The organism is Streptomyces sp. NPDC016459 (assembly GCF_040632845.1).
Lineage (GTDB): Bacteria > Actinomycetota > Actinomycetes > Streptomycetales > Streptomycetaceae > Streptomyces.
Map to the genome: position 1 here is coordinate 86,173 of NZ_JBEYCR010000006.1, position 25,709 is coordinate 111,881.

The 25,709-nt window shown below is 72.3% G+C and carries 24 protein-coding genes; 15 read left to right on the forward strand and 9 right to left on the reverse strand.

Going from position 1 to position 25,709, the window contains the following annotated elements; translation table 11 throughout:
• Positions 1 to 104: 104 nt before the first annotated feature.
• Both ABZ567_RS17120 and ABZ567_RS17125 read right to left on the reverse strand, forming a co-directional pair.
• Positions 105 to 659, reverse strand: a complete 555-nt coding sequence (locus tag ABZ567_RS17120; protein ID WP_360790099.1) for a hypothetical protein — start codon at positions 657 to 659, stop codon at positions 105 to 107.
• A 167-nt stretch (positions 660 to 826) separates the two neighbouring features.
• Positions 827 to 1,591 carry a hypothetical protein gene (locus ABZ567_RS17125; protein WP_360790102.1) on the reverse strand — a complete coding sequence of 255 codons (765 nt, stop codon included), beginning with the start codon at positions 1,589 to 1,591 and terminating at the stop codon, positions 827 to 829.
• 181 nt (positions 1,592 to 1,772) lie between these two features.
• Between ABZ567_RS17125 and ABZ567_RS17130 the strand changes: the two genes are divergently transcribed.
• From ABZ567_RS17130 to ABZ567_RS17140, 3 genes are all read left to right on the forward strand, one after another.
• On the forward strand, positions 1,773 to 2,117 hold the full coding sequence (locus ABZ567_RS17130; protein ID WP_360790104.1) for a hypothetical protein: 345 nt from the start codon (positions 1,773 to 1,775) through the stop codon (positions 2,115 to 2,117).
• A 636-nt stretch (positions 2,118 to 2,753) separates the two neighbouring features.
• Complete coding sequence (locus ABZ567_RS17135; protein WP_360790107.1) at positions 2,754 to 3,566, forward strand: SAM-dependent methyltransferase; 813 nt, start codon at positions 2,754 to 2,756, stop codon at positions 3,564 to 3,566.
• Positions 3,563 to 5,728, forward strand: a complete 2,166-nt coding sequence (locus tag ABZ567_RS17140; RefSeq protein WP_360790110.1) for an EAL domain-containing protein — start codon at positions 3,563 to 3,565, stop codon at positions 5,726 to 5,728. The genes ABZ567_RS17135 and ABZ567_RS17140 overlap by 4 nt, the downstream gene beginning before the upstream one ends.
• 76 nt (positions 5,729 to 5,804) lie before the next feature.
• Here ABZ567_RS17140 and ABZ567_RS17145 read toward each other — a convergent pair whose 3' ends face one another.
• Complete coding sequence (locus ABZ567_RS17145) at positions 5,805 to 6,707, reverse strand: LysR substrate-binding domain-containing protein (protein WP_360790113.1); 903 nt, start codon at positions 6,705 to 6,707, stop codon at positions 5,805 to 5,807.
• A 96-nt stretch (positions 6,708 to 6,803) separates the two neighbouring features.
• Between ABZ567_RS17145 and ABZ567_RS17150 the strand changes: the two genes are divergently transcribed.
• From ABZ567_RS17150 to ABZ567_RS17170, 5 genes are all read left to right on the forward strand, one after another.
• Entirely contained in the window at positions 6,804 to 7,529 is a 726-nt protein-coding gene (locus ABZ567_RS17150; protein ID WP_360790116.1) for a succinate dehydrogenase, read from the forward strand.
• A 2-nt stretch (positions 7,530 to 7,531) separates the two neighbouring features.
• A complete protein-coding gene (locus tag ABZ567_RS17155; RefSeq protein ID WP_360790119.1) occupies positions 7,532 to 9,478 on the forward strand; it encodes a fumarate reductase/succinate dehydrogenase flavoprotein subunit in 1,947 nt (648 codons plus the stop codon).
• Entirely contained in the window at positions 9,475 to 10,224 is a 750-nt protein-coding gene (locus ABZ567_RS17160; RefSeq protein WP_360790122.1) for a succinate dehydrogenase/fumarate reductase iron-sulfur subunit, read from the forward strand. The genes ABZ567_RS17155 and ABZ567_RS17160 overlap by 4 nt, the downstream gene beginning before the upstream one ends.
• 292 nt (positions 10,225 to 10,516) lie before the next feature.
• Positions 10,517 to 10,909, forward strand: a complete 393-nt coding sequence (locus ABZ567_RS17165; RefSeq protein ID WP_360790125.1) for a tyrosinase cofactor — start codon at positions 10,517 to 10,519, stop codon at positions 10,907 to 10,909.
• A gap of 24 nt (positions 10,910 to 10,933) precedes the next feature.
• Positions 10,934 to 11,761: a tyrosinase family protein gene (locus tag ABZ567_RS17170; RefSeq protein WP_360790128.1), complete on the forward strand. Its 828-nt coding sequence runs from the start codon at positions 10,934 to 10,936 to the stop codon at positions 11,759 to 11,761.
• A gap of 81 nt (positions 11,762 to 11,842) precedes the next feature.
• Here ABZ567_RS17170 and ABZ567_RS17175 read toward each other — a convergent pair whose 3' ends face one another.
• Entirely contained in the window at positions 11,843 to 14,203 is a 2,361-nt protein-coding gene (locus ABZ567_RS17175) for an excinuclease ABC subunit UvrA (RefSeq protein ID WP_360790131.1), read from the reverse strand.
• A gap of 432 nt (positions 14,204 to 14,635) precedes the next feature.
• Between ABZ567_RS17175 and ABZ567_RS17180 the strand changes: the two genes are divergently transcribed.
• From ABZ567_RS17180 to ABZ567_RS17195, 4 genes are all read left to right on the forward strand, one after another.
• Positions 14,636 to 15,436 carry an AraC family transcriptional regulator gene (locus tag ABZ567_RS17180; RefSeq protein WP_360790904.1) on the forward strand — a complete coding sequence of 267 codons (801 nt, stop codon included), beginning with the start codon at positions 14,636 to 14,638 and terminating at the stop codon, positions 15,434 to 15,436.
• A 126-nt stretch (positions 15,437 to 15,562) separates the two neighbouring features.
• Complete coding sequence (locus tag ABZ567_RS17185; protein ID WP_360790134.1) at positions 15,563 to 16,111, forward strand: hypothetical protein; 549 nt, start codon at positions 15,563 to 15,565, stop codon at positions 16,109 to 16,111.
• 116 nt (positions 16,112 to 16,227) lie between these two features.
• Positions 16,228 to 17,091 (forward strand): hypothetical protein, encoded by an 864-nt coding sequence (locus tag ABZ567_RS17190; RefSeq protein WP_360790137.1) that lies wholly within the window; start codon positions 16,228 to 16,230, stop codon positions 17,089 to 17,091.
• A 136-nt stretch (positions 17,092 to 17,227) separates the two neighbouring features.
• Positions 17,228 to 17,716, forward strand: coding sequence for a hypothetical protein (locus ABZ567_RS17195; protein ID WP_360790140.1), 489 nt, complete (start codon positions 17,228 to 17,230; stop codon positions 17,714 to 17,716).
• Between the two features lie 34 nt (positions 17,717 to 17,750).
• Here the strand turns inward: ABZ567_RS17195 and ABZ567_RS17200 are convergent, their stop codons facing one another.
• Complete coding sequence (locus ABZ567_RS17200) at positions 17,751 to 17,966, reverse strand: dodecin (RefSeq protein WP_360790143.1); 216 nt, start codon at positions 17,964 to 17,966, stop codon at positions 17,751 to 17,753.
• Between the two features lie 303 nt (positions 17,967 to 18,269).
• On the opposite strand from ABZ567_RS17200, the gene ABZ567_RS17205 reads away from it, so the two are divergent.
• From ABZ567_RS17205 to ABZ567_RS17215, 3 genes are all read left to right on the forward strand, one after another.
• Positions 18,270 to 19,520 carry an extracellular solute-binding protein gene (locus ABZ567_RS17205; RefSeq protein WP_360790146.1) on the forward strand — a complete coding sequence of 417 codons (1,251 nt, stop codon included), beginning with the start codon at positions 18,270 to 18,272 and terminating at the stop codon, positions 19,518 to 19,520.
• Between the two features lie 137 nt (positions 19,521 to 19,657).
• Complete coding sequence (locus ABZ567_RS17210; protein ID WP_360790149.1) at positions 19,658 to 20,506, forward strand: GNAT family N-acyltransferase; 849 nt, start codon at positions 19,658 to 19,660, stop codon at positions 20,504 to 20,506.
• Complete coding sequence (locus ABZ567_RS17215) at positions 20,503 to 21,429, forward strand: lysophospholipid acyltransferase family protein (protein ID WP_360790152.1); 927 nt, start codon at positions 20,503 to 20,505, stop codon at positions 21,427 to 21,429. Before ABZ567_RS17210 ends, ABZ567_RS17215 begins: the two co-directional genes overlap by 4 nt.
• Here the strand turns inward: ABZ567_RS17215 and egtD are convergent.
• From egtD to egtA, 4 genes are read right to left on the reverse strand one after another with little or no spacing between them, the layout of a single operon-like run.
• The gene (gene egtD, locus ABZ567_RS17220) at positions 21,324 to 22,289 is read right to left on the reverse strand and encodes an L-histidine N(alpha)-methyltransferase (RefSeq protein WP_360790154.1); all 966 of its coding nucleotides are present in this window, start codon (positions 22,287 to 22,289) and stop codon (positions 21,324 to 21,326) included. The two genes, ABZ567_RS17215 and egtD, sit on opposite strands and share 106 nt — an antisense overlap.
• Positions 22,286 to 23,038 carry an ergothioneine biosynthesis protein EgtC gene (gene egtC / locus ABZ567_RS17225; RefSeq protein ID WP_360790157.1) on the reverse strand — a complete coding sequence of 251 codons (753 nt, stop codon included), beginning with the start codon at positions 23,036 to 23,038 and terminating at the stop codon, positions 22,286 to 22,288. Before egtC ends, egtD begins: the two co-directional genes overlap by 4 nt.
• On the reverse strand, positions 23,038 to 24,363 hold the full coding sequence (egtB, locus tag ABZ567_RS17230) for an ergothioneine biosynthesis protein EgtB (protein ID WP_360790160.1): 1,326 nt from the start codon (positions 24,361 to 24,363) through the stop codon (positions 23,038 to 23,040). Before egtB ends, egtC begins: the two co-directional genes overlap by 1 nt.
• A complete protein-coding gene (egtA, locus tag ABZ567_RS17235; RefSeq protein WP_360790163.1) occupies positions 24,360 to 25,619 on the reverse strand; it encodes an ergothioneine biosynthesis glutamate--cysteine ligase EgtA in 1,260 nt (419 codons plus the stop codon). The genes egtB and egtA overlap by 4 nt, the downstream gene beginning before the upstream one ends.
• Between the last annotated feature and the right edge of the window lie 90 nt (positions 25,620 to 25,709).

The window sequence follows — 25,709 nt, forward strand, 5'->3', positions numbered from 1 at the left end:
GGTCGGCCCGCCACGCCCGTCGCCCCCGAGTCCCGGCTGGGACCCGGGGGCGACGGGCGTCCGGGGACGCCGGTCGCCGCTCCGGTCCGGCCCACGGCACCCGCTCAGTGGCGACGGGCGGCGGCGCGGCGGCGGAACACGTAGACGCCACCGGCGGTCGCGGCCAGGACGAGCGCCGCACCCGCGGCCACCTCGACGGGGTCGAGCCCGCCCACCGAGCCGCCCACGCCGCCCTGCACCCCGCGAGGGGGAGTGAGCACGGTGGAGGCGATCGTCGGAGTGGCGGTGGGGATACCGCTGATCGTCAGATCGACGGTGTCCCGCAGTCCGCCGGTGCAGTTGAACGCCACCGTGTAGACGGCGCCGCGTCGGGCGTCCCAGTCCACCACCGCGGTCGCGGCCGCGTTCGGCGCGATGGTCACGGTGTCGAAGATGCCGGCCGAGGCCGTCGCCGTGCTGGCGCAGCCGGGCGCGCTCAGCGTCACCCGGCCGCCCGGGGCGACGAGCGAGGGCGACACGACGAAGTCGCCCGGCGCCTTGGCCCGCACGGCCCGTGGGTCGCTCGCGGGGGCGCCGTCGGCGGCGACGGCGGTGGGGACGGCCAGGGCGAGGGCGGCCGCCCCCAGCAAGGCAGTGGACGCAGCACGTATCGCGCGCATGGTGAATCCTCCGGGTCCCGAGGGGCAGCCGCGGAAGGGGGTTTCCGCCGAAGACCTTGCGTGCACCTCGATGTCCGAAACGCTAGGAGCGCACTATCACAAGCGCGATCCCAGACGTGCGAATGGGGCACGTATGTCCCCCGTGCGGCCCACTGGGACCCCGGGCCTCAGCGTGTGACCTGCGGGAACAGATCGGTGAACGGCGAGGCCGTGGCCGAGATGCCCCGGCCGAACGGCGCGTCGAAGTCCCAGATGAGGAACAGCAGGAAGGCGATCAGCACACTGAAGAGCCCGGCGAGCAGCACCTCCCGGCCGGTCCTGCGGATCTGCAGCGTGAAGATCAGGCCGACCGTGACCAGGGCTCCGATGATCAGGCCGAACCACACCACCCCCGGCATGGTCGCCCCGGCGCTCTGCCCCCGGGCCCCCCGGGCGTCGTCGGCCACCGCCACCTGGTCGACCAGGGGCTGGTAGGCCTGCCCCTCGAAGTCGGTGGCCGGCTGGTAGTCGGTGACGCTCCGCCGGACCCGCTCCAGGAGCGCGGTGCCCTCCTCGCTCAGCGCGCCCTCCTCCGCCATGTACGCCCACTCGTCGTTGACCACGTAGCTGACGTACGCGTCGACATCGGCCCGGATGCGGGCCCGGACGTCCTCCGGATACACCTGTACGCGGGCGGAGATCTCGTGCATCGCCTGCGCCTCCTGCCGCACCGTCTCCTGGGCGGCCCCCCGTGCCTCCCAGACGCCCGCGATGGCCAGGCCGAGGACGATCGCGTAGATCACGCCGATCATCATCGTCATGTACTCGATGACGTCGGGGGTCTCGCTGGGATCGTCGTCCTCGGGGAGCCGACGGTGGTTGATGACGACGATCGTGAGCACGACGGTGCACGCGGCGGCCATCGCAAGGGTGAGAACAAGCCATTCAGACATGGATTCCTCCGGCGGGGATCAGCGGGAGCGGGGGCGCAGGATGGCGGTCGCGAGGACCGCGGGGGCGATGATCACCAGCGTCATGGTGACGACGGACGTGCTGCCCTTCGGCTGGGGCCGTGACGTGCGGCGGTAGTGGGGGAGCGCGACCGGTCCCGCGGCCGGTGGCCGGGGCCGCGCGGTGGGCGGGGACGAGGGCGCGGGCGCGGGCGCGGGCGGTGAGGCGGACACCGGTACGCGCTCCGGCTCCCGTGTCGCGGGCGGGACGGGGGACGCCGGCTCGGGGCGCGGCGCCGGGGCGGTGGCCGGGGGAGACGGTGCCGGCGTCGTCGTCCGTACGGGAGGAGGGGGTGGCACCGGGGCCGGCGGGGGCGGGGGCTCGGGCGTCGGCCGGGGCGCGGGCGTGGTGGGCCGCGGTGAGGGCGCCGGTGGCGGCGGTGCCGGCGGGGTGGGCCGGGGCGAACAGGCACCCGGCCCGACGACGGCCACCGAGGTGTTCGACCCACCGGGGCCGGTGGTGGCGTAGGCGCAGGAATCGGCGGCGGCGGGCACGGGTGTGGCGAGCAACCACACGAGTGCCAGGGCCGCCAGCGGCCGCGCGAGGAGTGATCCGTACAGAGGCACGCCGTCGAGCTTGATCACAGACATGGCGCGCGGGGGAGGAACGCGCCGGGATTCGCCGGATGGTGGGGATCTTCGGAGACACCCGTGACGTTTCGCCGATCCGCAGTCGGACGTGACGCGACGCCCGCGTTCAGGTGCGCGGCGGGATTCGGAAAGTCGGCCGACTTCGCGTGTTCCGGACCCCGGAGTGATATCTGTCCGGTTGTCGCCCTGCCGCGGGGGATGATGAACGGGGCATCCTGCACCGGCGGTCGGCCCCGGCGGTGACAACGGCCGAGGTACGGGCGGGGCCTGGGCGCCCGGCCGAAGGGATCACCGCCGCTCGGAGGGCTGACGCACACGCGGATGCACGTGAATATGCACGGTATGAAGGCGCGAACTCTTCGCTCCGCGAGCACGTGTCAATGGCGTGTGACCAAGAACGGATCGCGAATTTCCGTTTCCACTCGCTCTCCTGGCGGTCGATCAGTAGCCTCACCTCGAACACCGGCCGCGAACACATGGCCGCATCCCCCATGGCGACTTGTTGGAGACATTGATGGAGCGTCCCGCCTGGGCTCCGCCGGGTATCGACATTTCGGTGCCGAGCGTGTCCCGTATGTACGACTTCTATCTGGGCGGCTCGCACAATTTCGAAGTGGACCGGGAAGCGGCGCGCAAGGCCATGGAGTTCATGCCTGGCCTGCCCAAGATCATGCAGGCGAACCGCGCCTTCATGCGGCGTGCCGTCCGCCACGCCGTTGACAACGACGTCACCCAGTTCCTCGACATCGGATCCGGCATACCCACCTTCGGCAACGTCCACGAGGTCGCACGGGCGGCCGACCCCACCGCCCGCGTCGTCTACGTCGACCACGACCCGGTCGCCGTGGCCCACAGCCGCGCCGTCCTGGGGGACGACGAGAGCGCCGCGGTCGTCGCCGCCGACCTGCGCAAGCCGGCCGACATCCTGTACAGCCCCGAGGTGACCCGACTCCTCGACCTGGACCGGCCGGTGGCGCTGCTCCTCGTCGCCGTCCTCCACTTCCTCGAGGACGAGGACCGGCCGTACGAGGCCGTCACCGAACTGCTCGGCGCCCTCGCGCCCGGCAGCCTCGTCGTCCTCACCCACGCCTCGTTCGAGGGCATCCCGCTCTCCGAGGAACAGGCCGGCGGCACCGTCGGGGTCTACCGGAACATCCGCAACCCCCTGGTGATGCGGTCGCGCGACGAGATCACACGCTTCTTCGAGGGCACCGACCTGATCGAGCCCGGCCTCGTCCCGATGCCCCACTGGCGACCGAACAGCCCGGTCGAGGAGGAGGACCCCTACGCCTTCTCCGGATTCGCAGGGGTGGGGCGCAAGGCGTGAAGGTCCCGTCGCAGCCGTCAGGCGCCGTCGCCGAAGCCGACGGCCCGGAGGACAGACTCAGGCGGTTCGTCACCATCTGGAGCCGCGCGATCTTCCCGGTGACCGCCACCTCCCTGACCCGCGCCGAGTTCGAGGGGCACCTGCTGCCGCTGGCCCGCACCCTGTGCGACGCGCTGCACGCCCGGCCCTTCGACACGGTCCCGGCCCAGGGCGCCGGCGCCGCCCTCGTCGCGGCTCACTGCACCGACCCGGATGCCCTCGGCCGCAGCCTCGGCGTCGTCGACTCGTACCTGGTGCTCTACTGCGGTGCCGACTCCGACCTCCCGGCCGAGGAACTGCGGGCCCGCTGCTCCCGCCTCCAGCACGCCATGGCCACCGGCTACGCGGGAGCCCTGCGCGAGCGGACCCGCGCCGAGCAGGAGGCCATCGCCCGCTCCGCGCTCACCGCCCGCAGCGCCGCCGAGATCGCCCTCCACGCCACCGAGAGCCGCTTCCGCGCGGTCTTCGACGGAGCGGCCATAGGGATCGGCATCGCCGACCTCGACGGCAACGTCCTGGAGGTCAACGAGACCCTCACCCGCATGTTCGGCGGGATGGAGGGCCAGGTCCGCAGCCGGAACGTCAGCGAGTGGGTCCACCCCGAGGACGGCCCGCACGTCTGGAAGCTGTACGAGGAGCTGGTCCGCGGCGACCGGGAGCACTACCGGGTCGAGAAGCCGTACTACCGAGGTGACGGAACGGTTCTGTGGACCAACCTCACCGTCTCCCTCCTCCGGGACGCCGAGGGCAACCCCCAGTACCAGCTGGCCCTCATGGAGGACACCACCGAACGGCGCCTGCTCCACCTGCGCCTGCGGTACGAGGCCACCCACGACGCGCTCACGGGGTTGCCCAACAGGACCCTGTTCTTCGAGCGCCTGGAGAAGGCCCTGGCGCCCGGCGAGAACGGCCGGTTCGGCCTCTGCTACCTGGACCTCGACGGCTTCAAGGTCATCAACGACAGCCTCGGCCACTCCACCGGCGACCGGCTCCTCGTCGAGGTCGCCGACCGGCTCCAGAGCTGCGTCACCGGCGCCGGCGAGATGGTGGCCCGGCTCGGCGGGGACGAGTTCGTCGCCCTCACCACCGGCGCCGTCGGCGAACGGGACACCACCGAACTCGCCGACCGCATCCTCACGGCCCTCTCCACCCCCCTCCGCATCGACGGCCGGGAGCTGACCGTCCGCGGCAGCCTCGGCGTCGTCGAGGGCCCGGCCGGCGAGCGCACCCCCGCCGAGGTGCTGCGGAGCGCTGACATCACCATGTACCGGGCCAAGTCGGCCGGCGGCAACCGCTTCGAACGCGCCGACCCGGAAGCGGACGCCCGCGCCATCACCCGGCACGGCCTCACCACCGCCCTGCCGACCGCCCTGGAGCGCGGCGAGTTCTTCATCGAGTACCAGCCGCTCGTCCACCTCGGCGACGGCAGCGTGCACGGTGCCGAAGCGCTCGTACGGTGGTGCCACCCGCAGCACGGGGTGCTCGGTCCCGACCGCTTCATCCCGCTCGCCGAGGACACCGGCCTCATCGTGCCGCTCGGCCGCTGGGTGCTCCAGGAGGCCGTCCGGCAGGCCCGCTTCTGGCAGACCCGGCACGCCGACGGCGGCCCGCTGCGGATCAACGTCAACCTCTCCCCGACCCAGCTGCACCACCCGCGCCTGGTCGCCGACACCGTCGACGTCCTGGAACGGTCGGGGCTCGATCCGGGCGCCCTCTGCCTCGAAGTGACCGAATCGGCGCTCATCGGCGCCGACGAGGACCTGCTCAAGCCGCTGCGGCAGCTCGCGGAGATGGGCGTGGACATCGCCCTCGACGACTTCGGCACCGGCTACTCGAACCTGGCCAACCTGCGCCGACTGCCGGTGAGCGTCCTCAAGCTGGACCGCTCCTTCACCCGGGGCATGCAGCAGCACCCGGTGGACCCGGTCGACATCAAGATCGTCGAGGGGATCGTCTCCCTGGCGCACAGCCTGGAACTCGCCGTGACCGTGGAGGGCGTGGAGACCGGGGCGCAGGCCCGACAGCTCCGCGACCTCGGCTGCGACACGGCCCAGGGCTGGTACTACGCCCGCCCCGGCGCCCCGGACCGCATCCACTCGCTGCTCCTGGCGGACGCGGTCTGAGGCCGTACCCCGGAGGAACGACACCGGCCTCCCCGCCGCGGCGGGGAAGCCGGGGGCACCCGGCCCCTGCCCGGCCCTAGTCCGGCATCCCGCCCCGGCCACGGCGCGAGGCGAGCAGCATCCGCTGGAGTTCCCGCGCCGCCCTCGGGGGAGCGACGTCGCTGCGGTGGGCCAGGGCGATCGTCCGGCGCAGGCCCGGCCGGGCGAGGGCCGTCACCCGCAGGTCGCGGCCGGCGCGCGCCGCCACCATCGCGGGGACGACCGCGAGCCCGAGGCCGGCCCGTACGAAACCGAGGACCGCGTCCAGCTCGCCGCCCTCGACCGTGAACGTCGGCTCGAACCCCTCCGCCCGGCAGGCCCCGACGGTCAGTTCCCGCAGGTCGTAGCCGTGTCGGAACATGACGAGCGGCTGGTCCCTGAGATCGGCGATCCGCACCGGACGGCGCGGCGCCGGGGCCGAGGCCGACGAGACCACCACCAGGTCCTCCCGGAGCAGCTCGACCGTGGTCAGGGCCGGTGACGGGGTCGGCAGCGGCAGCACCACGAGCGCCAGGTCGAGGGCCCCGCGCGCCAGCTCCCGTACGAGATCGTGCGAGCCGCCCTCCTGGATCAGGAGCTGGATGCCCGGATGGAGGTCGTGGAAGGCCCGCAGCACGTCCGGAAGGAGCCCGGTGCACAGGCTCGGGGTCGCGCCGAGCCGGACCCGTCCCCGCTTGAGCCGGGCCAGCTCCTGCACCTCGATCCGCGCCGTCTCGGTGTCGGCCAGGATCCGCCGTGCGAGGGGCAGCAGCGACTCGCCCGCGTCGGTGAGCGTGATGTTGCCCCGGGCGCGGCTGAAGAGTTCGGCGCCCAACTCCTGTTCCAGGGCCTTGATCTGCTGGGAGAGGGAGGGCTGCGAGACGTGGACGCGCTCCGCCGCCCGGGTGAAGTGACGGGTCTCGGCCACGGCGACGAAGTAGAGGAGCTGCTGGAACTGCATGACCCCAGGGTAGGGCAGATGAATAGGCTCCACCTATCGAGATCAGCCGGACCATGTCTTGGACCTCTCGGGTCCTTCGGCCCTACCGTCGGGGGTATGGCTCTGGCACCCACGAGGGACCGGACGACGCGCCGCCCGCCGTCCCCCACACCGTCACGCGGATTCCTGTCATCGACCCTCGGCAAGAAGACGGTCATGGCAGTCAGCGGGCTGCTCATGCTCGGCTACCTCGTCGCGCACGTCGCCGGCAACCTGAAGGTCTTCTTCGGCCCCGAGGAGTTCAACGCCTACGGCCACTGGCTGCGGGTCATGGGCGCTCCCGTGCTGCACCACGAGTGGGCCCTCTGGCTCGTCCGGATCGTGCTCCTCACCGCCGTCGTGGCCCATGCCGTCTGCGCGTACCAGCTCAGCCGCCGCGACCTGAAGGCCCGCCCGACCGCGTACGTCCACCGCCGCAGGCGTGCCTCCTACGCCACCCGCACCATGCGCTGGGGCGGGATCATCCTCGCCCTCTTCATCGTCTGGCACGTCCTCGACCTGACCACCGGCACCGTCCACCCCGGGGGCTTCGAGGAGGGCAGGCCCTACCAGAACGTCGTCGACACCTTCTCCACCTGGTACGGCAACGTCATCTACATCGTCGCCATGCTCGCCGTCGGGCTCCACGTCCGCCACGGCTTCTGGAGCGCCGCCCAGACGCTCGGCGTCGGCAGCGCCCGCCGCGAACGCCTCCTCAGGGGCCTCGCCGACTGCCTCGCGCTCGCCCTGACCGCGGGCTTCGTCTCCGTCCCCGTCGCCGTCATGACCGGAGTGGTGAGCTGACCATGAGCTATCTCGACCACACCGTCGGTGAGCCGCTCGCCGACACCAAGGCCCCCGCCGGACCCGTCGCCGAGCGCTGGGACACCCGCCGCTTCCAGGCCCGGCTGGTCAACCCCGCCAACCGCCGCAAGCACCGGATCATCGTCGTCGGCACCGGCCTCGCCGGCGGCTCCGCCGGCGCCACCCTGGCCGAACAGGGCTACCACGTCGTCCAGTTCTGCTTCCAGGACTCCCCGCGTCGCGCGCACTCCATCGCGGCCCAGGGCGGCATCAACGCGGCCAAGAACTACCGCAACGACGGCGACTCCGTCCACCGTCTCTTCTACGACACCGTCAAGGGCGGCGACTTCCGCGCCCGCGAGTCCAACGTCCACCGCCTGGCGCAGATCTCCGTCGAGATCATCGACCAGTGCGTCGCCCAGGGCGTCCCCTTCGCCCGCGAGTACGGCGGCCTCCTCGACACCCGGTCCTTCGGCGGCGTCCAGGTGTCCCGCACCTTCTACGCCCGGGGCCAGACCGGCCAGCAGCTCCTGCTCGGTGCCTACCAGGCGCTGTCCCGGCAGATCGCCGCCGGAAACGTCGAGATGCACGCCCGTACGGAGATGCTCGACCTGGTCGTCGTCGACGGGCGGGCCCGCGGCATCGTCGCCCGCGACCTGATCACGGGCGAGATCTCCACCCACTACGCGGACGCGGTGGTCCTCGCCAGCGGCGGCTACGGCAACGTCTTCTACCTGTCGACGAACGCGATGAACTCCAACGCCACCGCCGTCTGGCGGGCCCACCGGCGCGGCGCGTACTTCGCCAACCCCTGCTTCACCCAGATCCACCCCACCTGCATCCCGCGCACCGGCGACCACCAGTCGAAGCTGACCCTGATGAGCGAGTCCCTCCGCAACGACGGGCGCATCTGGGTCCCCAAGGCCAAGGGTGACACCCGCCCGGCCGCCGACATCCCCGAGGACGAGCGCGACTACTACCTGGAGCGGATCTACCCCTCCTTCGGCAACCTCGTCCCCCGCGACATCGCCTCCCGCGCCGCGAAGAACGTCTGCGACGAGGGCCGCGGCGTCGGCCCCGGCGGCCAGGGCGTCTACCTCGACTTCGCCGACGCGATCCGGCGGATGGGCCGGGCGGCGGTCGAGGAGAAGTACGGCAACCTCTTCGACATGTACGAGCGGATCACCGCGGAGAACCCGTACGAGGTACCGATGCGGATCTACCCCGCCGTGCACTACACGATGGGCGGACTCTGGGTCGACTACGACCTCCAGACCACCGTCCCCGGCCTCTTCGCCATCGGCGAGGCCAACTTCTCCGACCACGGGGCCAACCGGCTCGGCGCCTCCGCCCTCATGCAGGGCCTGGCCGACGGGTACTTCGTCCTGCCCGCCACCATCAACGACTACCTCGCCCGCCATCCCCACACGGAACCCGTCACCGACGACCACCCGGCGGTGCGGAAGGTGCTCGCCGAGACGGAGGACCGGCTCCGTCTCCTCCTCTCCGTGGACGGCGACCGCACCCCCGACTCCTTCCACCGCGAACTGGGTGAACTCATGTGGGAGCACTGCGGGATGGCCCGTACGGAGGCGGGGCTGCGCACCGCCCTCGCCCGGATCCCCGAGATCCGCGAGGAGTTCTGGCGCCGCATCAAGGTCCCCGGATCGGGCGCGGAGTTCAACCAGTCCCTGGAGAAGGCCAACCGCGTCGTCGACTATCTGGAACTCGCCGAGCTCATGTGCCTCGACGCGCTCCACCGGGCCGAGTCCTGCGGCGGCCACTTCCGCGAGGAGTCCCAGACCCCGGACGGCGAAGCCGCCCGCCGAGACGACGAGTTCGCGTACGCCGCGGCCTGGGAGTTCCGCGGGACCGGCGACGCGCCCGTCCTCCACAAGGAGGACCTCACCTTCGAGTACGTCCACCCCACCCAGCGGAGCTACGCATGAAGCTCACCCTGCGCGTCTGGCGCCAGCGCGACGCCGACGCACCCGGCGCCATGTCCACGTACGACGTGGACGGCATCTCCGCCGACATGTCGTTCCTGGAGATGCTCGACACCCTCAACGAGGAACTCATCCTGCGCGGCGAGGACCCCGTGGCCTTCGACCACGACTGCCGCGAGGGCATCTGCGGCGCGTGCAGCCTCGTCATCAACGGCGACGCGCACGGGCCCGAGCGCACGACCACCTGCCAGCTCCACATGCGGTCCTTCCGGGACGGCGACACCATCGACATCGAGCCCTGGCGGGCCTCCGCCTTCCCCGTCGTCAAGGACCTCGTCGTCGACCGCTCCGCCTTCGACCGTGTCATCCAGGCCGGCGGCTACATCACGGCGCCCACCGGTGCGGCCCCCGAGGCCCATGCCACCGCCGTCCCCAAGGCGGACGCGGACTCCGCCTTCGAGCACGCGGAGTGCATCGGCTGCGGCGCGTGCGTGGCGGCCTGCCCCAACGGCTCGGCGATGCTCTTCACCTCGGCCAAGATCAACCACCTGAACGTGCTGCCGCAGGGTTCCCCCGAGCGCGAGACCCGGGTCCTGGACATGGTGGCTCAGATGGACGCGGAGGGCTTCGGCGGCTGCACCCTGACGGGGGAGTGCGCGACGGCCTGCCCGAAGGGGATCCCGCTGCCGTCGATCGCGTCCATGAACAGGGAGTGGCTGCGGGCACAGCGCAAGGCCGGTCGGGGCTGAGACCGGATCCGGACACTTTGGCGGCGTGGGCTCCGCCACACCTCGCACCCCGGAGCGAAAGATCGTTCACGAGAAGATCACATTCTCCGCAAGATCTTCGCCCCGGGGTGCCCCTGACGCGAACGACAGGAAGATCAACTTGGTTCGACTCTGTACATTCCCTGGCAGGTTGTCCACTTCACAGCCAACCGCCCCCAGAAGACTTCCGCCGCGCCGACACCCCCCGGTACTGATGGGGCAAGCCGGGGGCATATGACCAAACCCCCGGTCGTACCGACCACATGGGGGTTTCATGTCCAGCATCACCCGCCGCCGAGCCCTGGGCGTCGCGGCAGGCGCCGCGGGCGCCGCCGCCGGCCTCGCCCTGGCCGGCTCCGCCGTCGCCGCCGCTCCCCGGGCCGCCGCACCGGCGGCCGGCCCGGCTCCCGCCACCTTCGACGAGGTCTACCAGGGGCGCCGCATCAAGGGCGGGCCCTCGCACGGGGGCGGTCACCACGGGGGACACCACGGAGACGGCTACTCCGTCACGATCGACGGTCAGGAACTGCACGTCATGCGGAACGCCGACGGCACCTGGATCAGCGTCATCAACCACTACGAGCCCGTCGCCACGCCCCGAGCGCTGGCCCGCGCGGCCGTCCGCGAGCTCCAGGGCGCCCCGCTCGTACCCCTCACCCTCAGCTGACCGATCCAGGAACGGCACACCGTCATGACCGTACGCAAGAACCAGGCCACGCTCACCGCCGACGAGAAGCGACGCTTCGTCAACGCCCTCCTGGAGCTCAAGCGCTCCGGCCGGTACGACACCTTCGTCACCACCCACAACGCCTTCATCATGAGTGACACCGACAGCGGCGACCGCGTCGGCCACCGCTCGCCGTCCTTCCTGCCGTGGCACCGGCGCTTCCTCATAGAGTTCGAACAGGCGCTCCAGTCCGTCGACCCGACGGTCAACCTCCCCTACTGGGACTGGACGGCCGACCGCACCTCCCGCTCCTCGCTCTGGGCGCCCGACTTCCTCGGCGGCACCGGGCGCCTCCGCGACGGCCAGGTCACGGACGGCCCGTTCGCCCGCGGCGGCAACCGATGGACGATCACCGTCCGCGTCGACGGGCGCGACTACCTCCGGCGCGACCTCGGTGCGGGCGGCCGCCAGCTCCCCACCCGCGCGGAGGTCGACTCCGTCCTCGCCATGGAGACCTACGACACCGCCCCCTGGAACAGCTCCTCTGACGGCTTCCGCAACCACCTGGAGGGATGGCGCGGGGTCAACCTCCACAACCGCGTCCACGTCTGGGTCGGCGGCCAGATGGGCACCGGAGTCTCCCCCAACGACCCCGTGTTCTGGCTGCACCACGCCTTCATCGACAAACTGTGGGCCGACTGGCAGGCCCGCCACCCCCGGTCGACGTACCTCCCGGCCGCGGGCACCGCGAACGTCGTCGACCTCGGCGACACCATGCGCCCGTGGAACGACGTGACCCCGGCGGACATGCTGGACCACACGCCGCACTACACGTTCGACACGGCGGCCTGACCGACACTCCGGCCGCCCGTCACCCCGGCCTGGCCGACACGGCGGCCTGAGCGACACTCCGGGCCGATCGGCCGGGCGGCCTCAGGGCCGCCCGGCGATTCCCAGGGATCGGGCCAGATACGGCGCGGTGCGGCTGTCCGCCGCCCGTGCCACCCGGTCCGGGGGCCCCGCCGCCACGATGCGGCCGCCCTCGTCGCCGCCGTCCGGCCCCAGGTCCACGACCCAGTCGGCGGTGGCGACGACGTCCATGTCGTGCTCGACGACGACCACCGAGTGGCCGGCGTCGACGAGGCCGTGGAGCTGGCGCATCAGGACCTCGACGTCCGCCGGGTGCAGACCGGTCGTCGGCTCGTCCAGCACGTACAGCGTGGCGGAGCGGTGCGGCCGCTGGAGCTCCGCGGCGAGCTTGATGCGCTGCGCCTCACCGCCGGACAGCTCGGTCGCCGGCTGCCCGAGCCGCAGATATCCGAGGCCCACCTCGAGCAGGGTGCGCAGACTCCGCGCGGCGGCGGGGACGTCGTCGAAGAAGGCCGCGGCGGACTCGACGGTCAGATCGAGGACCTCGGCGATGGTGAGCCCCCGCAGCCGCACCTGAAGGGTCTCGGGGTTGTAGCGGGCGCCGTGGCAGTCGGGGCACGGAGCGTACGTACTCGGCAGGAAGAGCAGCTCGACCGAGACGAACCCCTCGCCCTGGCAGGTCTCGCAGCGGCCGCCGGCCACGTTGAAGGAGAAGCGGCCCGCCTTGTAGCCGCGCGCCCGTGCCTCCTCGGTCTCCGTGAACAGCTTCCGCACGACGTCGAACAGACCTGTGTAGGTGGCGAGGTTGGAGCGCGGGGTCCGGCCGATCGGCCGCTGATCGACCGTCACCAGCCGTTCCACCCCGTGGAGTTCTTCGGTCAGCGCGCCGACGAGCGTCGACTTTCCCGAGCCGGAGACGCCCGTGACGGCGGTCAGGACGCCGACGGGGAAGGCCGCGTCGACCGCCCGCAGGTTGTGCCGGGTGACCGGTCCCGTCCGCAGCCATCCGGCCGGCTCCCGCACCTGACGGGCGGGCGCGGGCGCTCGGTCGAAGAGGAAGCGCCGGGTCGCGGACGACTCGACGTCCGCGAGACCTTCCGGTGGGCCGCTGTGGAGCACCTGCCCGCCGTGGACCCCGGCGTGCGGGCCGACGTCCACCAGCCAGTCGGCGTGCCGGATGACATCGAGGTGGTGCTCGACGACGAAGACGGAGTTCCCGGCGGCCTTGAGCCGGTCGAGGACGACGAGCAGGGCTTCGGTGTCGGCCGGGTGCAGCCCGGCGGACGGCTCGTCGAGGACGTACACGACGCCGAAGAGCCCCGAGCGCAGCTGGGTGGCGAGACGCAGACGCTGGAGCTCGCCGTTGGACAGGGTGGGGGTGGCGCGGTCCAGACTGAGATATCCCAGGCCGAGTTCGGTGACCGTCGCGATCCGGGCGACGAGGTCCTCCGTGAGGACGCGCGCCGTCGCCGTATCCTCCGCGGCCGTCTTCGAGAGGAGCCCGGACAGGGCCGTCAGCGGCAGGGAGGCGAGGTCGGCGATGGTCCGGCCGGCGAAGGTCACCGCCAGCGCCTCGGGCCGCAGCCGGCCGCCGCCGCAGACCGGGCAGGGGGAGCTGGTGAGGAAACGCTCCGCCTTGGTCCGCAGGGTCGGGCTCTTCGAGTCGGAGAAGGTCCGCAGGACGTAACGCCGTGCGCTCATGTACGTTCCCTGGTACGGCCGCTGGATGCGGTCGGCGTCCCGTACCGGGTGGACGGTGACGACCGGCTGCTCGTCCGTGAAGAGGATCCACTCCCGGTCCTTCGCGTCGAGTGCGCGCCACGGCCGGTCGACGTCGTACCCGAGGGTGTCGAGGACGTCCCGCAGGTTCTTGCCCTGCCAGGCGCCGGGCCAGGCGGCGATGGCGCCCTGACGGATCGACAGTTCCGGATCGGGTACGAGGAGTTCCTCGCTGGTGTCGTGGACCCGGCCGAGGCCCTGGCACGAAGGGCAGGCGCCCGCCGCCGTGTTGGGGGAGAAGGAGTCGGAGTCGAGCCGCTCGGCGCCCTCCGGGTAGCGGCCCGCCCGCGAGAACAGCATGCGCAGCGAGTTGGAGAGCGTGGTCACGGTGCCGACGGAGGAGCGGGCGTTCGGCGAGGACCTGCGCTGTTCGAGGGAGACCGCGGGAGGAAGCCCGGTGATCTCGCCCACCGAGGGCGCCCCGACCTGGTGGATCAGCCGCCGCGCGTACGGGGCCACCGACTCGAAGTAGCGCCGCTGGGCCTCCGCGTAGATCGTGCCGAAGGCGAGGGAGGACTTGCCGGAGCCGGAGACCCCGGTGAAGACGACGAGCGCGTCACGGGGGATGTCGACGTCCACCCCGGCGAGGTTGTGCTCACGGGCGCCGCGGACACGGACGTACGGATCGTGGAGGGTCTCCTGCATGGGGCGATTTTAGCCACTGGGACCCGTTTGCCCTGATCGGGGGCCGGGGTGGCGCCTGAGGAACCGGAGGTCCATGGCGTGGGGGGGCCTGACGCCGGGCGGCCTGACGTCAGGCCCACGGCATGGGGCCGACACCCCGGGATCCCGGCGGCGGTCACCTACGCGGCGGTCACCTACGCGGCGGTCACCGGCGAGACCTGATGCAGAACCGGCTCCTCGGGCCCGGCCGCAGATCGATCCCGTGCGGGAGCCGCGATGTCCCCGGGACTCGTCGCTCGGGCAAGCGTGTCATCATACCCGCCCCGGCAGTGAGGGGACGCCTGCGACGAGGGGTGGTCCCGCGGAGGAAAGGGGCACGGTGTGACGGGAGCTGGTTACGAAGGCGCGGCCGGTCCGGGAGCCGTGACGACTCGGTTCAGCGATCGGTTGCGGGTGACCCGGCCCTGGCCGCCGGGGCTGCGGCCGTACGTGCACAGTTACGACGGTTACCGGGTGGCGGCGGCGACTTCGTACCGGGTTCGGCTCGTCCCCAGGGGACGAGCCGTCGTAGTGATCAATCTCGGGGAGCCGTTCGCCCAGGTGTTCCGGCTGAGGGAGGCGGGTCCCGCCGTGCGCGTGGTCGGGTCGCTGGTCGCGGGGCTCGAAGACGGGCCGCGGGTGTGCGATCACCCGGGTGGCCAGGAGGCGATCCGACTCGAACTGACTCCGCTCGGTGCGTACCGACTCTTCGCGGTGCCCATGCGGGAGTTGACGAACACGGTGATCGAGCTGCGGGACGTCCTCGGTCCCGGGGCGGATGAGCTGGTGGAGCGGATGTCGGCCACCCGTGACTGGGCTCGGCGGTTCGACCTGCTGGACGCCGCGCTGCTGACCCGGCTGGACCGCGGCCCCGATCCCTCGCCCGAGGTGGCGCATGCCTGGCGGCTGCTCACGCGGTCGGCGGGAACGATCCCTGTCGCCCGAATCGCCACCGAAGTCGGCTGGAGCCACGGCCACTTGATCCGGCGCTTCACTCAGCAGGTCGGTTTGACGCCGAAGACGTCCGCCAGGGTGCTGCGCTTCCACCGGTCGGTGGAGCTGCTGTCCCACAGGTGGACGGACCTCAGCGAACTGGCCGCCGCCTGTGGCTTCTACGACCAGGCCCACCTCAACCGCGAGTTCCGCGCCCTGGCCGACGTCACGCCCGCTGAAATGGCGACCGCACGCCGGGTGGAGGGCGCCCACGAACTGTGAGCGGCGAGGTCCGCGCGGCCGGCCCCGAGCAGCGAGGTCAAATTTGTCCAAGTCATGCCGTCCGTGCCGTCTCTAAGGTCCCTGGAGAGCACGCAGTCGTTCCGCACACACATCAAGGGGTCACGCATGTCGGTACCGAATCCGAGGTCGGGCAACCAGGCCACACGCCGTGGCGGCCGGTGGGAGCGGTTCAAGGTGACACGCCCGTTCTCGCCCCAGGACCTTGCCGGTCTGTGGGGCTCGATCCTGGGCGTGGTGGCCCTCGCTCTCCTGCTCGGGTGGGCACTCGACATGAAGGGCGGTGTGGTGATCGTCGCGGCGATCCCGTTCATCTCGTCCTGGTTCGACTCACGTCGCATCCTGTTCCAGTTCGACGCGGCCGGCGTACGGGTCGCCGACGTGCTGCTGCCCTGGAACGACGTCACTCAGTTCGTCGTGGCGACGCCCGAGGGCGGTGAGCACGTGCTGATCGGTGTGCGGCTGCGCCAGGGGGCGACGGTGCCGGCCGGTACGGGGGTCCGGCCGACACATCCGGCGATGCCGGCGCCGCTGCACGTGGCCGTGCAGCGGCACAAGTTCGACCTCGCCAAGATGCTCACCAAGGCACGCAAGTACGCCCCGTCCCGCGTCCAGGTAGTGGTGTCCGAGCCGACGGGAGAGCGGGTGGCGTCCTGACACGGGGCACGGGGCACGGGGCACGGGTGACGGGGCCCGCCGACCGCTGCCCGACTCTCCGTAGTCCTGCGCCACCAGCATGTTCGACCACATGAGCACCTGAAGGGGAAGACCCGATGAGCTACGACCAGCCCGGTCCGTACGGCGCCCAGCCGCAGCAGCCGGGCCCCTACGGTCAGCAGCCACAGGCTCCGCAGAGCGTGCCCCGGCATGGGTACGGCGGTCCGCGACAAGGCCGGCCGGGCGGCTCCGACCCGCAGCAGTCCGCGCACCATGACGGGTGGGTCCTTCACGGCCAGGTGCCGACGCCTCCGGAGGGTGAAGGTAGCGGCAAGAGGGTCGGGCTCATCGTGGGCGCTGTGATGGCACTCGCCGTCGTAGGGGGCGGAGCCTGGTATTTCACAGCAGGCGGTGGCGGGGGCGCGACGCTGAAGGATGACGGGCCCCATCGGCTGACAGCCCCGGTCGAGGTACTGGGCGGCACGTACAAGAGCGTGGTCAAGAAGGCCGACGAGCCGCGGCCCCTCAACGAGTCCAAGGCGAAGTACCTGGCCGGGACCGGCATATCAGCGGACTCCACATCGGTCGTCAACGTGTACTCGACCTCTGCCGAACTGCATGAGGTGCCGAAGGCGGACGGCCTCGTGTTCCTCGGTGTCCACGGCGAAGTCAAGGATCCCCAAAGAACTCTTGACGCCGTGTTCGCCGCGATGAGGAAGCGGCCGGACACCACGCTCATCGGCGATGCCCGGGAAATGTCACCCGGCGGGCTGAACGGCGCCGTGATGAAGTGCCAGAAGGCCGAGCCGAAGACCCCCACCCTGCCCGGACACACCCAGGTAGGCGTCAGGTGTGTCTGGGCCGACTACAGCACCATCGGTGTGGTGACTCTCAGCAATCCCACCGCGGCATACTCCATGGACGAAGCCGCCGAGATCACTGCGGCCCTCCGCAAGGAGGTGCGTGTCGCGGGCGAGTGACCCGCCGGCGACCCCACCGCACCCCAGAACCTGCGACAGCCCGCGGACATCCGGACCCCTGGGCGGGGGTTCGAGCCGGCGGAGGGCTCCCGGGCGGGTGCGGCCCACCGCGTCCGCGGGCTTCTAGGCTGAGCCCGTGACAGCCGACAACCGGCCCCTGGCCGTCTTCGATCTCGACAACACGCTCGCCGCGACAGCCCACCGTCAGCACTTCCTGGAGCGGCGCCCCAAGGACTGGGACGCGTTCTTCGCGGCGGCTCCCGGCGATCCGCCCCTCGACGAGGGCATCACGTTGTGCCACGAGGCTGCGGAGGAGTGCGACATCGTCTACCTGACCGGGCGTCCGGAGCGCTGTCGTCGGGACACGCTGGACTGGCTGGCCGCGCACGGACTGCCGGAAGGGCCGCTGCACATGCGCCGTCACCGCGACTTCCGGCCGGCCCGGGTGACCAAGGTGGAGATCCTGCGCCGGCTCGGGGCCGATCGCCCGATCAGGATGCTCGTCGACGACGACCAGCTGGTCTGCGACGCGGCCGAGGCGGCCGGGTTCCGTGTCGTACGCGCCCTGTGGGCGACCCCCTCGCAGGAGCTGAGGGACGCCCAGGAGAAGGAGGGCCGCACCTGAGCGCCGGGGGCCCGCCCTCAGGCCTCGCGGCCCCTCACGCCTCGTCATCCAGGCGGAATCCCACCTTCAGTCCGACCTGGTAGTGCTCGATCGAGCCGTCGACGATGTGGCCGCGGACCTGTGTCACCTCGAACCAGTCTAGGCCCCTCAGCGTCTGGGAGGCGCGGTTGATGCCGTTGCGGATGGCTTCGTCCACGCCCTCGGTGGACGTGCCGACGATCTCGGTGACGCGGTACGTGTGGTTCGACATGGGGGCCGGGCTCCTCTCGGTGCGTTCCCTCCACCGTGCCCCAGGCCGCGTCACCGCGCGACACGGCGGGGGCCGGGTGGTCGGCAGGTCCGTCGGCGCGTGGTGACCGAGCGGTGTTTACCGGCGGTACGGGAACAGAAGGGGGCGACGGGGGCGGAACGGGATCGTCAAGGACTTGACCATCCCGTTGGTCCAGACCAGAATCCAGGCCACATACCCGCGCGAACACCCCGTTCGGTCCCCCCATGTCGGGTCAGCCCCCCATGCCGCACGACCCTGTGCTGAACGCAGAAGGTGACCCCCGTGAAGAACCGCTCTCTCGCCTGCCCACTGGCAGTCGCCACCGCACTCGCTCTCGCCGGCTGCGGGATGCTGCCGGGCGGCGGCGGCCGGACGAGGACCGTCGACATCTGGCTCATGCGGGACAGCGTCAGCGAGGACTTCCTCACCCGCTTCACCGAGGCGTACGAGAAGGAGCACGACGGCGTCGAACTCCAGGTCACCATCCAGGAGTGGACCGGCATCGGGAAGAAGGTCACCGAGGCCATCCAGGGCGGGGGCGGCCCCGACGTCATCGAGGTGGGCAACACCCAGGTCGCCCAGTACGCCGACACCGACAAGCTGTTCGACCTCACCCTGGAGTCCGTCCGCGACCTCGGCAGCGAGGACTGGCTGCCCGGCCTCGCCGAGCCCGGCAGGATCGGCGGATCGCAGTACGGGATCCCCTGGTACGCGGCGAACCGCATCGTCATCTACAACAAGAGCCTCTTCCGGGAAGCCGGGATCGGCGCGCCGCCGACCGACCGCGCCGCCTGGCTCGCCGACACCGAGAAGCTCGACCGCGGCCGCGCCCAGGGCATCTACCTCGCCGGCCAGGACTGGTACACCCTGTCCGGATTCATCTGGGAGGAGGGCGGCGAACTCGCCGTCGACAAGGGCGGCGAGTGGGCCGGGGCCCTCGGCAGCCCCGCGGCCCAGCGCGGCATGACCTTCTACAAGGAGCTCCAGTCCCTCGGTGACGGCCCCAAGAACGCCGACGAGCAGAACCCGCCGCAGGCCGAGGTCTTCGCCCGGGGCGACGTGGCCCAGCTCATCGCCACGCCCAGCGCCGTCGCCGCGATCCTCAAGGCCAACCCCGCGCTCGACGGCAAGCTCGGCTACTTCCCGATACCGGGCAAGAAGGCCGGTCAGCCCTGCGCCGTCTTCACCGGCGGCTCCGACCTCATCATCCCGGAGAACGCGCCCGACCGGACCGACGCCATCGATGTCGTCAAGGCACTGGCCGGCGAGAAGTGGCAGACGGAACTCGCCCGGGCGATGGGCTACGTGCCCAACAAGAAGGGGCTCGCCTCCGTCGTCGCGGGCCAGGAGGCCACGGCCGCCATGGCCGAGGGCGCCGCACGCGGCCGGGCCACCCCCAACTCCCCGCAGTGGGCGAACGTCGAGGCCGACAACCCCATCAAGCCGTACATGACGGCGGTCCTCCAGGGCGAGGACCCGTTGCGGGCGGCGACGCGGGCCTCGGCCGCGATCACGGACACCCTCGCCGAATAGCATTCAGCGGGTCCACACCCACGATCCCCCGGACGGTCACGTCGAATCCAGCCGGTCACGGAAGAAGTAAGGAGCCGGGTCACCGCTCAGGCGGCCCGGCCCGCCCCTTCCCCTTCCGTACGCCGGAGGAGCCCGACATGTCCGCACCGACCCCCACGCTCGCCGTCCCCACCCAGCTCCGCGCGGTCCCCGCGCAGCCGCAGCCGCCCGGCGTGCAGCCCGCGCCCCAGGCCCCGGCGGTCGCCGAGGAACCCACCCCCCGGTACGTCGTCGAGATCGCCACCCGCCAGGAGGACGTGCGCGCCGCCCAGCGGCTGCGCCACCTGGTCTTCGCCGGGGAACTCGGCGCCCGGCTCGACGGACCCGAACCCGGCCTCGACAGCGACGCCTTCGACGCGTACTGCGACCATCTCCTCGTACGGGAGGAGAGCACCGGCGAGGTCGTCGGCACGTACCGCATCCTGCCGCCCGACCGGGCCGCCGTCGCCGGACGCCTCTACTCCGAGAGCGAGTTCGACCTCACGCGGCTCGCTCCCGTCCGGCACGACCTGGTGGAGGTCGGCCGCTCCTGCGTCCACCCCGCCCACCGCAACGGCGCCGTCATCGCCCTCATCTGGGCCGGGCTCGCCCGCTACATGACCCGCACCGGCCACAACTGGCTCGCCGGCTGCTGCTCCCTCCCGCTCGCCGACGGCGGCACCCTCGCCGCCGCCACCTGGGACACCGTCAAGGCCAAGCACCTCGCGCCCGAGGAGTACTGGGTCACCCCGCACAAGCTCTGGAGCCCCGACGGCATCACCCGCCCCGAGGGCCGCACCGAGCTCCCCCCGCTGCTGCGCGGCTACCTCCGGCTCGGCGCGTGGGTGTGCGGCGCCCCCGCGCACGACCCCGCCTTCGGCGTCGCCGACCTCTACGTCCTGCTCTCCCTGCGCCGGACCCACCCGCGCTACCTCAAGCACTTCCTCTCGCTCGCCCCGGCACGGTGAACGGGACCACGGCCCTCTCGCCGTGGCTCCCCACGGCGCCCTGCACCCCGGGCCGCTGCGCCGCCCACCCGGAGACCTTCCACCGGGCCGGGGCGGGCACCGCCGGGGCCGTCCGGGCCTCGGTCCGGCTGACCGCCGGCCTTCTGACCGTCCTCCTCGGCGTCCTGGTCGCCCCCGCCACCGCCGTGCTCCCGACCGCCACGCGGCTCGCCCTGGTCCGGATCTGGCTGCGTGCGGTGGTCCGCGCCTTCGGGGTACGGGTCCGGTACGAGGGAGCGCCCGCCGAGACCGGTCCGCTCCTCGTCGTCGCCAACCACGTCTCCTGGCTCGACATCCCACTGATCGCGGCCGTCCTCCCCGGCCGGATGGTCGCCAAGACGGAGGTGCGCCGCTGGCCCGTCCTCGGCACGCTCGCCGCGCTCGGCGGCACCCTCTTCATCGACCGGGACGGCCTCAGGGCCCTGCCCGGCACCGTCCGCGACATGACCGTGGCGCTCACCGGGGGCGGCCGGGTGATCGTCTTCCCCGAGGGCTCCACCTGGTGCGGGCGGGCCGTCGGGCGTTTCCGGCCGGCCGCGTTCCAGGCCGCCCTGGACGCCGGCTGCGCCGTGCAGCCGGTACGGATCGACTACGGGCCCACCGACGCCGCCGCGTACGTCGGGGACGACCCGCTGGCCGCCTCCCTGTGGCGGGTCGTGACCACCCGCCGTCTCACCGCCGTCGTCCGGGTGCCCGAGCCCCTCCCGGGGCTCGGGCACCCGGACCGCCGCACGCTCGCGGCAGCGGCCGAGCGCGCCGTCGCTCAGCGCGCCGTCCCTCAGCGGGCCGTCGCCAACGACAGGGCGAACCTGCCCTCGCTGTCGGTCCACCAGCGCTCCAGGTCCAGGCCCGCCTCCGCCAGTTCGGCCCGTACACCCGCCTGACGGAACTTCGCCGACACCTCCGTCCGCATCTCCTCGCCCGCCGCGAAGGGCACCACGAGGTCCAGTTCGGGGATCTTCACGGTGAGTGCGCGGCGGGCCCGCAGCCGCATCTCGATCCACTCCCGCTCGCCGTCCCACACCGCCACGTGGTCGAACGCGTCCGGGTCGAAGTCCGCCCCCAGCTCACGGTCGATCACCGTCAGCACGTTCTTGTTGAAGGCGGCCGTCACCCCGGCCGAGTCGTCATAGGCGGCCACGAGCGTCGCCTCGTCCTTCACCAGGTCCGTGCCGAGCAGCAGCGCGTCGCCCGGTGTGAGCATCGCCCGCACCGACCCCAGGAAGGTCCGCCGCTCGTCGGGCAGCAGATTGCCGAGGGTGCCGCCGAGGAAGGCCACGAGACGCGGCCCCGGCGACCCGGGCAGCGCGAGCCCGCGGGTGAAGTCCGCGACCAGCGCGTGCACCAGCAGCCCCGGCCGCTCGGCGAGCAGCGACTCGGCGGCCCCGGTCAGCGCCGACTCGCTCACGTCCACGGGCACATATCCCTCGAGGCCGGGCAGCAGCGCGTCGATCAGGAACCGTGTCTTCTCGGAGGAACCGGATCCCAGCTCCACCAGGGTCCTGGCCCCGGTCGCGGCGGCGATCTCCGGCGCCCTCGCCTCGAGGATCTCCCGCTCCGCCCGGGTCGGGTAGTACTCCGGCAGCCGGGTGATCTCCTCGAAGAGCTCGCTGCCCCTGGCGTCGTAGAACCACTTCGGCGGCAGCTCCTTGGCGGAGCGGGTCAGGCCCTGGAGGACATCGGCGCGCAGATCGGCGCCGGTGGCGTCGGGGGCGAGGGTACGGGTCAGCTGGAACGGGCTCACGCGGACGGCTCCTTGAGCGGGGTGAGGGTGACGTCGGCGCGGGTGGCGGTCACGAGCGTGTGCTCGGGGACCTCCCGCCACCGCGGATCGTCGTCGTAGGGTTCGGAGGCCACGACCACCCGGTCGGGGCCCTTCAGGTACCAGAGGCCGTTCCCCCAGGTGGTCGCGGCGATCCGGACACCATCGGTGACCAGAAGGTTCAGCCGGGATCCCGGGGCGGCCGCGGCGGCTTCCCGCACGGTGTCCGCCAGGGCCGGGCCCGGCGCGTCACCGGCGCGCAGCCGGTGCAGCACGAGCGCCCAGAGCAGCGCCGAGTCGGTGCGCGCCTCGACCCGCAGCAGGTCCCCGGTCGGCAGCGCCCCGGCGAGGGCCGCGAGGGAGTCCGGCCAGTTCTCCACGGCCCCGTTGTGGCTGAACAGCCAGGGCCCGGCGGCGAACGGCGCCGCCGCCGCCTCTCCGTCGGCGCCCGGGAGAGTGGCCCCCCTGACCGCCCCGAGCAGCGCCCCGGAGCGCACCACCCGGGCGAGGTCCGCGAAGGACAGGTCGCCCCAGATGGGACCCACCCGCCGGTACCGGGCAGGCACCGGATCCCCCTCGGCGTACCAGCCCACCCCGAAGCCGTCGGCGTTCACCACGCCGCTGCTCTGGGTACGCGGCTCCCAGGACTGGCGCAGCAGGGCGTGCTCCGGCCGGACGAGCAGCTCCCCGAGCGCCACCGGCTCGCCCAGATAGGCGACATGACGGCACATCAGTCGAGCTCCGCGCTGCGCGCCGTACGGAAGCCGGCGAAGATCTGGCGCCGCACCGGCAGGTCCCAGTTGCGGAAGGTGCCCCGGCACGCGACCGCGTCCACGGCGAACGACCCGCCGCGCAGCACCTTGTGCTCAGGCCCGAAGAACACCTCCGAGTACTCCTTGTACGGGAAGGCCGTGAAGCCCGGGTACGGCAGGAAGTCGCTCGCCGTCCACTCCCACACGTCACCGATCAGCTGCCGCACGCCGAGCGGCGAGGCGCCCTCCGGGTAGCTGCCCGCCGCCGCGGGGCGCAGGTGCCGCTGCCCGAGGTTGGCGTGCTCGGGGCCCGGGTCGGCGTCCCCCCACGGGTGGCGTCGCGAACGGCCGGAGGCCGGATCCCACCGGGCGGCCTTCTCCCATTCGGCCTCGGTCGGCAGCCGCCGCCCCGCCCAGCGCGCGTAGGCGTCCGCCTCGTACCAGCTCACGTGCAGGACGGGCTCGTCCTCGGGCACCGGCTCCGTCACCCCGAACCGGCGGCGCAGCCACTGTCCGCCGTCCCGCCGCCAGAACAGCGGCGCCACGATGCCGTGCTCCCTGATCTGCGCCCAGCCCGCGTCCCGCCACCAGCGCCGGTCCGTGTACCCCCCGTCGGCCATGAACGCCAGATAGGCGCCGACGGTGACCGGTGTGGTGTCGATGTGGAAGGGGGCCACGGTCCGGGGATGCGCCGGACGCTCGTTGTCCAGGGCCCACGGCTCGTCCGACGTACCCATGGTGAACGGGCCGCCGGGGACGAGGACTTCGGAGGGAAGCGGGCCGGACGTCCGGGGCGGCGGCGGGGGAGCGGTCAGCGCGACCGGCCCCCTGCGCAGCTGATGGGTGATCAGCATCGTCTCGTCGTGCTGCTGTTCGTGCTGAGCCACCATGCCGAAGGCGAACGCCGCGTCGAGCAGCGGCCGCCCCTCGAACGGGGAGTGCTCAAGGACGTCGAGGACACGGAGCCGGACGTCCGCCGCGTAGGCGCGGGCCTCGCCCGGTGAGAGCAGCGGCAGCGACGGACGGGTGGCCCGCGGATGCTCGAAGGCGTCGTACAGCGAGTCGATCTCCGGTCGCAGCGCCTCCCGCCCCGCCACCGCCCGCCACAACCACTGCTCCTCCTGGTTCCCGATGTGCGCCAGGTCCCAGACCAGCGGAGACATCAACGGGGAGTGCTGCGCGGTGAGTTCATCCTCCTCGACGCAGGAGGTCAGCAGTGCCGTACGGGCCCGTGCCACCGTCAGGGCGTCCAGCGCCCGCCGCCGCAGGGCCTCCGGATCGAGCCCCGTCCCTGTGACCGTCATGACGCCACCACCTCGAAGTCGTCGGCCGGGCAGCTCCCGGGGATCACGTACCGCTCGTTGAAGGCCGCGACCGCCCCCCGCAGCTCCTCGCTCGCACCGATCCGGGGCAGCGCCTCCAGAGCGGCGGAGAACACCGCGCGGGCGGCGGCGTGCAGCTCGGGATCGGCGAGCCCGTCGCGGGCCGCCGCAAGCCAGAGCGGATTGCGCGGAGCGGGGTCGGCACCGGCCCGCTCCGCGAGCGGCTTCACCGCCCGGTACACGCTCTCCGCCGCCTCGGGGTCGTCGAAGACCGCCGTCGTCACGGCCACCGGCACCATCCAGCCGTCCCGGCCCGGCTGCGCGTCGATCATCCGCAGCTCCAGATGACCGCGTGGCCGCACCGGCGGGAACAGGGTCGTCATGTGGTAGCGCAGGTCGTCCTCGTCGGCCGGCCGCGGCAGCCCGGTGCGCAGCCAGTCACGGAAGGTCAGTCCCTCCGGCACCGCCCACGGCGCCTCGTCGGCCCGTACGCACATCACCGGGGTGTCCAGGACGTGCGCGGCCCACTCCGCGCGCGGCTCCCCGTCCGGCGAGGGCGCCAGTGCCCGCAGGGGATCGAGGTCCGTCCACAGCGCCTGTCGCGTCGAGCGCCAACCGGTGCGACGGCCGCCGTGCAGGGGGGAGTTGGCGAAGGCGGCCACCAGGACCGCGCCCACGAGGTGCGCGAGCTGCCATCTGCGGTGGTAGCCGAGCGGACCCGGCTCCTCGACACCGGCGTCCAGACAGATCTGCACCGAGGCCGACTCGCGCATCATGGCCCGCCCGGCCGGACCCGTCCGGTCGAGCACCGTCTCCATGGCGTCGTACCGCGGGTCGTGGAGCACCCGCTCGCGCGGCGCGTGCCACGGGTCCACCCCGTACCCGTTGAGGGTCAGACCGAGCGGTCCGAGCGCCGACCGCACCGCCCGCAGATCCGCGGCGAGGGAGTCGAGACATTCCATGAGCGATCCCGCCGGGCGCGAGCTGAGCTCCAGCTGCCCGCCGGGTTCGAAGGTGAGCGACGACACCAGCGGCAGGGAACGCACGGTGTCGAGCGCCGCCGCGAGCCTCGGCGGCCGTACGGGAAGCCGCGGGTCACGCAGCTCGTGCACGAGCCATTCCAGCTCCACACCCACGGTGCGGGGCGGGCCCGTCTTGAAGCAGATACATCGCAGCAGGTCCTCCGCCTCCCGCTCGGTGAGAGGGGGCCCGCCACGCGGTATGCCGCTGGACGACATCCGTACACCTCCTGGTCGTCGGGACTGATCCCGGAGAGTCGCTGACTCCACCTAAAACCACCACCGAGCGGCGTGCAAGAGCGCCCCGGA

What these genes read in the sequence shown, in the direction of transcription:
- ABZ567_RS17120 (WP_360790099.1), bottom strand. Translation starts at nt 659, where the DNA reads ATGCGCGCGATACGTGCTGCGTCCACTGCCTTGCTGGGGGCGGCCGCC.
- ABZ567_RS17125 (WP_360790102.1), bottom strand. Translation starts at nt 1,591, where the DNA reads ATGTCTGAATGGCTTGTTCTCACCCTTGCGATGGCCGCCGCGTGCACC.
- ABZ567_RS17135 (WP_360790107.1), top strand. Translation starts at nt 2,754, where the DNA reads ATGGAGCGTCCCGCCTGGGCTCCGCCGGGTATCGACATTTCGGTGCCG.
- ABZ567_RS17145 (WP_360790113.1), bottom strand. Translation starts at nt 6,707, where the DNA reads ATGCAGTTCCAGCAGCTCCTCTACTTCGTCGCCGTGGCCGAGACCCGT.
- ABZ567_RS17150 (WP_360790116.1), top strand. Translation starts at nt 6,804, where the DNA reads ATGGCTCTGGCACCCACGAGGGACCGGACGACGCGCCGCCCGCCGTCC.
- ABZ567_RS17155 (WP_360790119.1), top strand. Translation starts at nt 7,532, where the DNA reads ATGAGCTATCTCGACCACACCGTCGGTGAGCCGCTCGCCGACACCAAG.
- ABZ567_RS17160 (WP_360790122.1), top strand. Translation starts at nt 9,475, where the DNA reads ATGAAGCTCACCCTGCGCGTCTGGCGCCAGCGCGACGCCGACGCACCC.
- ABZ567_RS17165 (WP_360790125.1), top strand. Translation starts at nt 10,517, where the DNA reads ATGTCCAGCATCACCCGCCGCCGAGCCCTGGGCGTCGCGGCAGGCGCC.
- ABZ567_RS17170 (WP_360790128.1), top strand. Translation starts at nt 10,934, where the DNA reads ATGACCGTACGCAAGAACCAGGCCACGCTCACCGCCGACGAGAAGCGA.
- ABZ567_RS17175 (WP_360790131.1), bottom strand. Translation starts at nt 14,203, where the DNA reads ATGCAGGAGACCCTCCACGATCCGTACGTCCGTGTCCGCGGCGCCCGT.
- ABZ567_RS17185 (WP_360790134.1), top strand. Translation starts at nt 15,563, where the DNA reads ATGTCGGTACCGAATCCGAGGTCGGGCAACCAGGCCACACGCCGTGGC.
- ABZ567_RS17190 (WP_360790137.1), top strand. Translation starts at nt 16,228, where the DNA reads ATGAGCTACGACCAGCCCGGTCCGTACGGCGCCCAGCCGCAGCAGCCG.
- ABZ567_RS17200 (WP_360790143.1), bottom strand. Translation starts at nt 17,966, where the DNA reads ATGTCGAACCACACGTACCGCGTCACCGAGATCGTCGGCACGTCCACC.
- ABZ567_RS17210 (WP_360790149.1), top strand. Translation starts at nt 19,658, where the DNA reads ATGTCCGCACCGACCCCCACGCTCGCCGTCCCCACCCAGCTCCGCGCG.
- egtC (WP_360790157.1), bottom strand. Translation starts at nt 23,038, where the DNA reads ATGTGCCGTCATGTCGCCTATCTGGGCGAGCCGGTGGCGCTCGGGGAG.
- egtB (WP_360790160.1), bottom strand. Translation starts at nt 24,363, where the DNA reads ATGACGGTCACAGGGACGGGGCTCGATCCGGAGGCCCTGCGGCGGCGG.
- egtA (WP_360790163.1), bottom strand. Translation starts at nt 25,619, where the DNA reads ATGTCGTCCAGCGGCATACCGCGTGGCGGGCCCCCTCTCACCGAGCGG.